Origin of the sequence: Paracoccus sp. SCN 68-21 (genome assembly GCF_001724535.1) — a bacterium.
In the GTDB taxonomy this organism is placed as follows: domain Bacteria; phylum Pseudomonadota; class Alphaproteobacteria; order Rhodobacterales; family Rhodobacteraceae; genus Paracoccus; species Paracoccus hibiscisoli.
This window is the reverse complement of record NZ_MEES01000069.1, coordinates 21,934-32,219: the sequence shown is the minus strand read 5'-3', so window position 1 is coordinate 32,219 and position 10,286 is coordinate 21,934. Positions and strand designations below refer to the sequence as shown.

The window sequence follows — 10,286 nt, the reverse complement described above, 5'->3', positions numbered from 1 at the left end:
AGATCGACGGTGGCCGCCAGCCTCACCACCGGCCGCGCGCTGCGCTACGCCAAGGGCTCCGCCCGCGGTCTCCTACACCAAGCCTTGGGACACGGCCCACGATCTGGCGGATCGGGCATGGCGTATATTGCACAGGTGCTTGGCCGATGCCCTTGGGACAGCTCCCGAAGGGCTTTCCCTGATGCAGGACATAGCCATAGGGAAGACGAAAGGTGAGGCGGATACGGTCCCGCGAGCCATCACCGCCGGAAATTTCACGGCAACGCGGGCGATCCGCGCAGGGTACCGTTTGCCCCGTGCGGTCACGGGTTCAGGTCGATGCCCGTCCGCAGCGAGGTGGTGCCCAGATCGAACGCGGCCTCATCGAAACGGGGCGCGCGCCAGCGTGGCGCCTTTCCGACCGAGATGCCCCACCGCTCCTGCGGGATGCCAAGCGCGTTCGTGTCCAGACGGCCATTCGCGTTCTCGTCATGCAGCACGGCCACGGCGTAGCGCCCGGGCGGCAGGCCGTCGAACCGGCAGATCCCCTGCCCGCCCTGCGGCGCGATGCGGACATGCGCGACGCCCGGAGCGGCGGGAAAACCCTGCGCGTTGTCATGGAGCGTGCAGGCCAGAACACCCTCGTCGGTGGACAGGCCCGTCACTATGACCTCGACAAAGGCGGCGGGCGTCGCCAGTGCCGCTCCCGACAGGCCCGCCGTGGCGATGACCGCGGTGCAGATCAGGTGCCGCATCCCGTTTCTCCATGCATGCTGTCCAACGTGCGCAACACCATCACGATTGCCCGCGGCGGGCAACCGCCCCGGATGCGCCGTGGGATCACCATCGTTTGAGGCCGCAACGCGAAACGGCCGCGCAGGGGGCGCGGCCGTCCGGGGTGCGTAGGCGTCGGATCAGATCTGGCGTTCGGGCATCTGCACGACCAGGCCGTCCAGCGCCTCGGTAACCTTGATCTGGCAGGTCAGGCGCGACCGTTCGGGATCGGGCTTGTAGGCGAAATCCAGCATGTCCTGCTCCATCGGATCGCGGGCGGGCAGCTTGTCCGCCCAGGCCGGATCGACATAGACATGGCAGGTCGAACAGGCACAGGCGCCGCCGCAGTCGGCGTCGATGCCCGGAATGCCGTTGTCGCGCGCGCCCTCCATCACTGTCATGCCGGGGCGGACCTCGACCTCGTGGCGGATGCCGTTATGTTCGATATAGGTAATCTTCGCCATGATCGCTTGTTCCCTTGTGTTCCCGTGCAATTAGGCGATCGGGGGCGGTTTGAAAAGGGGCCGCCCCCGCCCGCCTCATTCGGCGGGGGCCTCATCCGTCAGCGGCAGGGCCACGAACAAAGGCTCTCCGCCGCGCCGGATCAGCATCAGGACCGACCGGCGACCGGCCTCGCGGGCCTCTTCGATGCGGTCGGTCAGGTCCGACAGGGTCGCGACGGTCTGCTGGTTCACATCGGTGATGATGTCACCGGCGGCCAGACCTTTTTCGGCGGCCGGACCCTCGGGGTCGACGCCGGTGATGACCAGGCCCCGCGCATCGCGCGGCGCGCCCAGTTCGGTCGCCATCTCGGGGGTCAGGACGGTCACGGACATGCCCAGGACATCGCTTTCCGACGGCTCGTCGTCGGGCGTCTCGGGGGTGCCGCCACCCTGCGCGGTCTCACGGCGGCCCAAGGTCACGTCCAGCGTCAGTTCGTCGCCCTCGCGCATGACGACGATCTGGGCGGTCTCTCCGGCAGGCGCCTCGGCCACGCGGCGGACCAGGGCGCGGGTATCGGCGACCTCGGTCCCCGCGAAGGCGGTGATCACGTCGCCGGTCAGCAGGCCCGCATCACGCGCCGGCCCCTCAGGGACGTCGGTGATCATCGCGCCGCCGGTGACGTCCAGACCCATCGCCTCGGCCATCTCCGGCGTCACGTCCTGGATCATCACGCCCAGCCAGCCGCGCCGGGTCTCTCCGAACTCCTGCAGCTGCGCCACGACCTGCGACACCACGTTCGACGCCATCGAGAAGCCGATGCCGATCGAGCCGCCATTGGGTGACAGGATGGCGGTGTTCACGCCGATCACCTCGCCCTGCAGGTTGAACAGCGGGCCGCCCGAATTGCCGCGGTTGATCGCCGCGTCGGTCTGCAGATAGTCGTCATAGGTGCCCGACAGCTCGCGGTTGCGCGCCGACACGATCCCCGAGCTGGCCGAGAATCCCTGCCCCAAAGGGTTGCCCAAGGCCAGGACCCAATCGCCCACGCGGGCCGAGTCGCTGTCGCCGAACCGCACGAAGGGGATGGCCTCGTCGCTCTCGACCTTCAGCAGGGCCACGTCGGTGTTGGGGTCGGTGCCGACCACGGTCGCGGGCAGGCGCTGGCCGGAATAGAACTCGACCTCGATCTGGTCGGCACCGTCGATGACATGGTTGTTCGTCACGATGAACCCGTCCGCCGAGATCACAAAGCCCGACCCAAGCGCGTTCGACCGCTGCGGACGGCGCTGTTGGGGCATGCCCTCGGGGCCGCCCGGCATGCCCGGAAAGCCGAATTCGCGGAACAGGTCGGAAAACGGGCTGCCTTCGGGGAATGACGGCCCGCCGGTGGGCTGCGACACGACCGAGGTGGTGGTGATGTTCACGACCGCAGGCGACACCTGCTCGGCCAGGTCGGCAAAGCTGCCCGGCATCACCTGCGAGGGCGGGGCGCCGTTGGCCTCCATCCCCAGGGGCTGGTTGGCGTCGGCGGCGTCCTGCGCCTGCTGGCTGACCTCGGGGGGCAGATCGTCATTGGCGGGATCGACCACCTGCTGTGCGCCGGCCTGCCCAAGCCCGACGACCAGCGCCAGGGCCGATGCGGTCAGGATGTGCCGGGGGAAAAGCGGTTTCATGCGATGTCCTCATCTCTCGATGGCAGGGGTGCGGATGCGGCCCGATCTGCCGTGACGGATATGACTGCTATCTAAGGGCGCGTGGCAAATAAATCACGCTCTCGGGTTGTGAACTGATCGTGACTTTTGTTGCGAAAACGGGCGGAGGTTGCCCCCCGCCCGTCTATCAGATCAGTTGGCCGGGGCCGGTTCGACAGGCGCATCCGCCGGTGCGGGCTCTGCCGGGGCAGGCTCGGCAGGGGCCGGTTCCGCGGGTGCCGGCTCTGCGGGTGCGGGCTCGGCGGGGGCGGTTTCCGCGGGCGCCTCCTGACCGGCATCGGGCGCGGGGGTGATCTGCGCCTCAGGCAGCACCACCTCCGAAGGCTCCTGCGGGGGTGCCGCCAGGCTCTCGGGGACGGGCGTCAGCTGCACGCCGGCCGATTCGCCGATGCGGTTGCCGTCGCTGTCGATCACGTCGGGCGTGACCAGCGTCTCGGCATCGCTGTTCACGTCGCTCAGCGTCAGCCCCAGGCGTTCAGCCGCATTGCCCGGCGGAACCGGGGTCGCGGCCGGATTGGCATTCGCCGCGCCGTCGCTGGACAGGTAGGTAAAGAACTCGCTGTCCGGCTGCAGCACCATCGAGCTATTCTCACCGCGCAGCGCCCGCTGATACGAGGTCAGCGACCGCGTGAACGAGAAGAACTCGGGGTCGCGCCCATAGGCGTCCGCATAGATCGCGTTGCGCTGCGCATCGGCCTCGCCTCGGATGATCTCGGAGCGGCGGCGCGCCTCGGAGGTCAGCTCGACCACGGTCCGGTCGGCTGCGGCCCGCACGCGCTGCGCGGCCTCGTTACCGCGGGCGACCTCGTCGGCGGCCTCGCGGTTCCGTTCGGCCCGCATCCGCGCATAGGTCGCGTTCAGGTTCTGCTCGGGCAGGTCGGTGCGGGTCAGGCGCACGTCGATGATCTCGATCCCCAGGCCCGCCGAATTGGCGCGCGCCTCGTCGCGGATCTGGTTCATCAGGCTGGTCCGGTCATCCGACAGCACCGAGGTCGAAGGCACGGTACCCAGAACGCCCCGGATGGCATCGACGACGATCGGCTCCAGCCGCATCTCGGCGGCCTGGATGCCCTGGACGCCGACGGCCTGACGGAAGCGGACCGGATCGGTGATCCGCCAGCGGGCAAAGGCGTCGACCACCAGGCGGCGGTCATCCAGCGGGGTGACCTCCAGCGGGCTGGTCGGCAGGCCCAGGATGCGCCCGTCATATTTGACGACATTGTCGATGAAGGGCAGCTTGAAGTTCAGGCCCGGCGTCTCCTGGACGTTCACGACCCGACCGATCCGCAGGACCAGCGCCTTTTCGCGCTCGTCCACGATGAACAGCGACGATCCGGCGACCACGGCCACGACGACCAGCGCGGGCAAAGCCAGAGCGGTCAGGATATTGGTGCGCGCGGCCATCAGTTCGTCCCTCCGGTGGTGGTGGTGGTGGGCTGGGCGGGGGCCTGCCCGGCCGCGGGCGCGGCCCGAGCCTGGGCCGCGTTGCCCGTGTTGCCGCGCAGCTGGTCCAGCGGCAGATAGGGCACGACGCCCGATCCGCCCTCGCCACCGCCGATGCCCTCGCCGATGATGATCTTGTTCACGTCGCCCAGCACCTGCTCCATCGTTTCCAGATACATCCGGCGACGGGTCACGTCGGGCGCGTTCACGTATTCCTCATAGATCGAGTTGAAGCGCGCGGCCTCACCGGCTGCGGTGTTGACCGCCTCGGCGCGGTAACCCTCGGCCTGTTCCAGGATCTGGGCGGCCTGACCGCGTGCGGCGGCCAGTTCGCGGTTGGCATAGGCGTCGGCCTCGTTCTGCAGACGGTCACGCTCCTGCTGGGCGGCCTGCACCTCGCGGAACGAGTCGATGACCTCATCGGGCGGATCGGCGCGGTCCAGGTTGACGCGGATGACGTTGATGCCCGACTGATAGCTGTCCAGCGTGGTCTGGACGGCGGTGCGCAGGTCGCTGGCGATGACGCCGCGATCGCGGTTCAGGATCGGGGCCAGCTCGCTGCGGGCGATGATGTCGCGCATCGCGGCCTCGGACACGGCGCGGATGGTATCCGCCGGGTCCGCCAGGTTGAACAGGAAGGCCTGCGGGTCGCGGATGTTCCAGACGACCTGATATTCCATGTTCACGATGTTCTGGTCGCGGGTCAGCATCAGGCCGGTATCCATCGGCCCGGCCTGACCGGTGCCGATCTCGGTGACGCGTTCGTTGGTGACGGGCACGACCTCGGCAGTCACGACCGGCCAGGGGGCAAAGTTCAGACCCTCGGTCCCCACGGCGATGGCGCGGCCGAACAGGAACTCGACCGACTGTTCGTTGGTCTGCACCCGGTAGAAGCTGGCAAAGGCCCACAGGCCCACCGCGGCCAGGCCGGCGATCACCAGGGTCGAGCGGTTCAGCCCGAAATTCGGGCCCATCGGGCTGCGCGGGCCATTGCCGCCGCCGCCGGTTCCCCCGCCGGTGCCGCGACCGCCCATCAGGACGCGCAGGCGTTCCTGACCCTTTTTCATCAGGTCCTCGATCTCGGGGCGCTGCGGGTCGCCTGCCGGTCCCGGACGGCGCGGGCCGCCCGGCGGCGGCTGTTCACCCCAGGGACGACCTGCAGGCTTCTTGTCACGATCCCCGTCATCACGACCGCCATTGCCGCCGCCGCCTCCGCCCCAGGGGCCCTGATTTGCCATCCGATAGACCTTCTTTCGTAAGAATTTCCGTTACTTGAAAACTGGGGCGCGGGGCCGAAATGTCAACCCTGCGACCCGCCCCTGGCCGCGACCCAAGGCCGCGCCCACGGTGTTGTCATCCCGTGACCGCCGCCAGACGGCGCGTGGGATGGCGCATCGTCACCAGTTCCTCGGCCGCCGTCGGGTGGACGGCGATGGTGGCGTCGAACTGAGCCTTGGTCGCGCCCATGCCGATGGGGATGGCCGCCAGCTGGATCATCTCCCCGGCCTCGGGGCCGAAGATGTGGCAGCCCAGCACCCGGTCATCGGCCGGGTCGACCAGCAGCTTCATCATGACCTTGGCGTCGCTGCCCGCGAACATCGACCGCATCGGGCGGAACGTGGTGGCATAGACGTCGACCGCGCCCCGCGCATGGGCCTCCTCCTCGGTCAGACCGACCGAGGCGACCTCGTGGGGGCGCAGATAGACCGCGCTGGCGACGATGGAGTGATCGACCGTCCGGGGCCGCGCGCCGAACACGGTATCGGCAAAGGCATGCCCCTCGCGGATCGCGACCGGGGTCAGGTTCACACGGTCGGTCACGTCGCCCACCGCAAAGATCGACGGCACGCAGGTCTGCGACCATTCGTCGACCTCGATCGCGCCGTTGCGTCTGGTGCGGACCTCGGTCGTCTCCAGCCCCAGCCCGCGGGTATAGGGGTCGCGCCCGGTCGCCATCAGCACCGCGTCGAACCGCTCATCCGTGCCGTCGTCAAACCGCACGCGGATGCCATCGCCATCCCGCTCCAACGCGGCAGGCGTCAGGCCAAGGCGCAGGTCCACCCCCACCGCGCTCAGCTGCAGGGTGGCCAGGTCGCGCGCCTCGCGGTCGAACCCGCGCAGCACCGCGTCGCCGCGATAGGCCTGCACCGTCTCCACGCCCAGCCCCGCCAGGATGGTCGCGAATTCGCAGGCGACAAAGCCGCCGCCGACCAGCAGGATCCGCCCCGGCAGCCGGTCCATCAGGAACAGGTCGTCCGAAATCATCGCCAGCTCCTCTCCGGGGATGCCGATGGGCGCGGGCCTGCCGCCGGTGGCGATCAGGATGTGGCGCGCGGTGCGGGTCGTGCCATCGGCCAGGCGCACCTGGTGATGGCCGTCCAGGGTGGCGCGCTGGTCGTGGATCTCGACGCCCGCGCGGGTCAGCCCGGCGCGATAGATCACCTCCAGCCGCGACAGCTCGGCATCCAGCTTTTCGCGGAACACCTCCAAATCGAACGCACCCGCCTGCGCGTCGCACCAGCCGTATCCGCGCATCTCCTGCGCCATCAGCCCGGCCTGAGAGGCAAAGATCATCAGCTTTTTCGGCACGCAGCCCCGGATGACGCAGGTGCCGCCCATGCGGCTTTCCTCGGCCAGGCCGACCTTGGCGCCATGTTCGCCCGCCGCGATCCGGGCCGCGCGCACGCCGCCCGAACCCCCGCCGATGACGAACAGATCGTAATCGAAGCTCACGTCATTCCCCCTCTTGCGCCAGCATGTCGGCGTCGATGTCGTCGCGCGCCAGCTCGACCACGCTGCCATCCTCGCGGCCGATGATGGCCAGGTCGCACATGCCCAGGAACAGGCCATGCTCGACCACGCCGGGAATGCCCGACAGCGCGCGCGCCAGCGCCACCGGATCGGGGATCGCGCCCAGATGCAGGTCCAGGATCAGGTTGCCCTCATCGGTCACCACAGCGTCGCTGCCGCGCAGGCGCTGCAGCACGTCATGATCGCCCAGCTCAAGCGCCTCCAGGGCGCGGCGGATCAGCTTGCGCGTCGTCTCAAAGCCGAATTCCAGCACCTCGACCGGCAGGGGAAAGGCGCCCAGCACCTCGACCACCTTGCCGGGATCGGCGATCACGACCATGCGGTCGCTGGCGGCGGCCACGACCTTTTCGCGCAGATGCGCGGCCCCGCCGCCCTTGATCAGGTGCAGATGCGGGTCGACCTCATCGGCGCCGTCGATGGTCATGTCCAGCCAGCCGATATCGTCCAGGCTCTCGACCGCCAGACCCAGGCTGTGGGCCAGATCGGCGGTGGCCTTCGACGTGGCGGCGCAGCGCAGCGACAGGCCCTCGGCCGCGACCCGCTCGGCCAGCACCCGCACCATCACGCTGGCGGTCGAGCCGGTGCCCAGACCCAGCCTCATCCCGTCCTCGACCAGGGCCACCGCGGCCCGCGCGGCGGCCAGCTTGGCCGGATCGGCCTGTGTAAGCGCCATGACGACATTCCTTCGCAAAAACCCGCTTGGGCCCGCTTATAGGGCACCCGCACCCGAAGGGCGAGGGGGCAGCCGCATTGCCACGACCGCTTTGCCCGGGTTTTCGGGCGACACGGGGCCCTCAGCCGCGCGCCAGCCCCTCGGGCAGGATCACGGTGAACCGGCTGCCCTCGCCCACGCGGCTTTCGATGCGCAGGCGGCCCCGATGGCGGTTCACGATATGCTTGACGATCGCCAGGCCCAGCCCGGTGCCGCCCTGCGCGCGGGCGCGATGCGTGTCGACACGATAGAACCGCTCGGTCAGGCGGGGCAGGTGCTGTTCCTCGATGCCGTCGCCGCGATCCTCGACGGTGACCGCCCAGGCCGGGCCGCGCAACAGCGGCTCATGCGCGATGCGCGCCAACGTGACCCGCATGACCCCGCCCGAGGCGCCGTATTTCAGCGCGTTCTCGATGAGGTTCTGGAACACCTGCGTCAGCTGGTCGCCATCGCCCGGCACCCGCAGGGCACGGTCCAGCCCCTCGGTCACGACCTCGACGCCCGCAGCCTCGGCGCGCGGGGCCAGCATCGCCAGGATGCCCCGCAGCAGCCCCGGCAGATCGACCAGCCCCGAAGGGCGCGAGCGTTCCTCGGCCTGAACCCGGCTCAGCGACAGCAGCTCGCTGATCAGGCGGTTCATGCGGCCCGCCTCGCGCTCCATGATGTCCAGGAACCGGTCGCGGGCGCGCACATCGTCGCGGGCGGGACCGCGCAGCGTCTCGATAAAGCCGGTCATGGCGGTCAGGGGGGTCTTCAGCTCGTGGCTGACATTGGCCACGAAATCGCGGCGCATCTGCTCGGCCTCCTCGGCCACGCTGCGGTCCTGCACGGCGATGGTCGCGCCGCGCCCGAACAGGCTGGGCAGAGGGGCGACGGTCACCTCGGCCAGGATCTCGCGGCCATCGGCGGTGCAGGGCGCGCGCAGCGTGATCACCCCCGCAGGCGCGGGCAACGCCGGGTCAGCGACCGGCGCGGGCGTGCCCTCGGGGTCCAGCACCCAATCCACCGCCTGCACGACCGCCGGGTGGCGCAGCACGGTGACAAAGGGCCGCCCCTCCAGATCCGGGCCGAACAGCGCCAGCGCCAGCGCATTGGCCGCGATCACGCGGGCATCGCGATCGACCGCCAGCATCGGCACCGGCACGCCGTCAAGCAGACCGGCCACCCGCCGCATGGCCCCCGCGACCGGACCGGCCATCTAGGCCCCCGCCCCGCTGACGGGCCGCAGCCCGGCCCGAAACCGCGCCGCATTGGCCCGATAACGCGCGGCCGAGGCGCGCAGCCCCGCCACCGCATCGGCGTCCAGCATCCGCACGACCCGGCCCGGCGCGCCCATGACCAGCGCCCCCGCCCCGATCACCGCGCCGTTCAGGATGGTCGCGCCCATTCCCACCAGCGCCCCGTCCTCGATCCGGCAGCCATGCAGGATCGCGCGATGCCCGATGGTGCAATCGGTCCCGATCATCAGCGGATGGCCCGGATCGGTATGCAGGCAGCACAGGTCCTGGACGTTGCTGCCCGGCCCGACCGTGATCATCTCGGTATCGCCGCGCAGAACGGCGCCGAACCACACGGACGCGCCCGCAGCCAGCGTCACCCGGCCCATCACCTGCGCATCCGGTGCCACCCAGGCATCGGGGTCGATCTGCGGCTCGATCCCGTCCAGCGCCCAGATCATCACGCCTCCTCGGCCATCAGGGCGCGCACGAAACCGCCCAGGCCCGACTGTCGGTCGCGGCGCAGGCGTTCGGCGGTCAGGATGGCGCGCATCCGGGCCTCGGTCTCGTCCAGGTCGTCATTGACCAGGACGTAATCGTATTCGGCCCAGTGGCTGATCTCGGATCGGCTTTTTTCCATGCGGCCGGCGATGACCGCATCGCTGTCCTGCCCCCGCCCGCGCAACCGCCGTTCCAGCTCGGGCAGTGAGGGGGGCAGAACAAAGATCGACACGACATGACGCCCCAGGGCCGAGGCGCGGATCTGCTGTCCCCCCTGCCAGTCCACGTCGAACAACGTGTCGCGCCCGGCCAGCATCGCCTGTTCGACCGGGCCGCGCGGGCTGCCGTAAAGGTTGCCGAACACCTCGGCATGTTCCAGCATCTGCCCGTCCGCGACCATCTGCTCGAACCCCGCGCGCGAGGTGAAATGGTAATCGACGCCGTCCACCTCTCCGGGGCGCGGCGCGCGCGTGGTGGCCGACACCGAAAAGCGCAGGCCCGCATCCCACTCCATCAGCCGTCGCGCCAGGGTCGATTTTCCCGCCCCCGAAGGCGATGACAGGATGACCATCAGGCCGGTGCGGTCGATCATGGCCACGTGTTCCCTCGCGTCTGCTGCGTTGCCGTTGCGCATCGGGATGCCCCGGTCGGGCGCGGGGGTCAAGGGGGCCGCGCCCCTGCCCGAACCAGGGC

10 protein-coding genes are annotated in these 10,286 nt (G+C 69.7%); all 10 read right to left on the bottom strand.

What is annotated here, in order from left to right:
* Window positions 1-302 precede the first annotated feature (302 nt).
* The 10 genes from ABS73_RS15520 to gmk all read right to left on the bottom strand — a co-directional run bounded on the left by ABS73_RS15520 (window position 303) and on the right by gmk (window position 10,182).
* Window positions 303-734 carry a DUF2141 domain-containing protein gene (locus ABS73_RS15520; protein ID WP_277024078.1) on the bottom strand — a complete coding sequence of 144 codons (432 nt, stop codon included), beginning with the start codon at window positions 732-734 and terminating at the stop codon, window positions 303-305.
* Window positions 735-893: 159 nt separating this feature from the next.
* On the bottom strand, window positions 894-1,217 hold the full coding sequence (locus tag ABS73_RS15515; protein WP_277024076.1) for a 2Fe-2S iron-sulfur cluster-binding protein: 324 nt from the start codon (window positions 1,215-1,217) through the stop codon (window positions 894-896).
* A 75-nt stretch (window positions 1,218-1,292) separates the two neighbouring features.
* Window positions 1,293-2,702 (bottom strand): DegQ family serine endoprotease, encoded by a 1,410-nt coding sequence (locus tag ABS73_RS15510; RefSeq protein ID WP_277024083.1) that lies wholly within the window; start codon window positions 2,700-2,702, stop codon window positions 1,293-1,295.
* Between the two features lie 339 nt (window positions 2,703-3,041).
* A complete protein-coding gene (gene hflC, locus ABS73_RS15505) occupies window positions 3,042-4,313 on the bottom strand; it encodes a protease modulator HflC (protein ID WP_277024074.1) in 1,272 nt (423 codons plus the stop codon).
* Window positions 4,313-5,590 carry an FtsH protease activity modulator HflK gene (hflK, locus tag ABS73_RS15500; RefSeq protein ID WP_277024072.1) on the bottom strand — a complete coding sequence of 426 codons (1,278 nt, stop codon included), beginning with the start codon at window positions 5,588-5,590 and terminating at the stop codon, window positions 4,313-4,315. The genes hflC and hflK overlap by 1 nt, the downstream gene beginning before the upstream one ends.
* Window positions 5,591-5,705: 115 nt before the next feature.
* Window positions 5,706-7,085, bottom strand: coding sequence for a glutathione-disulfide reductase (gene gorA, locus ABS73_RS15495; protein ID WP_277024070.1), 1,380 nt, complete (start codon window positions 7,083-7,085; stop codon window positions 5,706-5,708).
* 1 nt (window position 7,086) lies between these two features.
* Window positions 7,087-7,836: a ribose-5-phosphate isomerase RpiA gene (gene rpiA, locus ABS73_RS15490; RefSeq protein ID WP_277024068.1), complete on the bottom strand. Its 750-nt coding sequence runs from the start codon at window positions 7,834-7,836 to the stop codon at window positions 7,087-7,089.
* Between the two features lie 121 nt (window positions 7,837-7,957).
* On the bottom strand, window positions 7,958-9,073 hold the full coding sequence (locus tag ABS73_RS15485; RefSeq protein ID WP_277024067.1) for a sensor histidine kinase: 1,116 nt from the start codon (window positions 9,071-9,073) through the stop codon (window positions 7,958-7,960).
* Window positions 9,074-9,553, bottom strand: a complete 480-nt coding sequence (locus ABS73_RS15480; protein ID WP_277024064.1) for a gamma carbonic anhydrase family protein — start codon at window positions 9,551-9,553, stop codon at window positions 9,074-9,076. It lies immediately after the preceding gene.
* Entirely contained in the window at window positions 9,553-10,182 is a 630-nt protein-coding gene (gene gmk / locus ABS73_RS15475) for a guanylate kinase (protein WP_211243720.1), read from the bottom strand. Before gmk ends, ABS73_RS15480 begins: the two co-directional genes overlap by 1 nt.
* Between the last annotated feature and the right edge of the window lie 104 nt (window positions 10,183-10,286).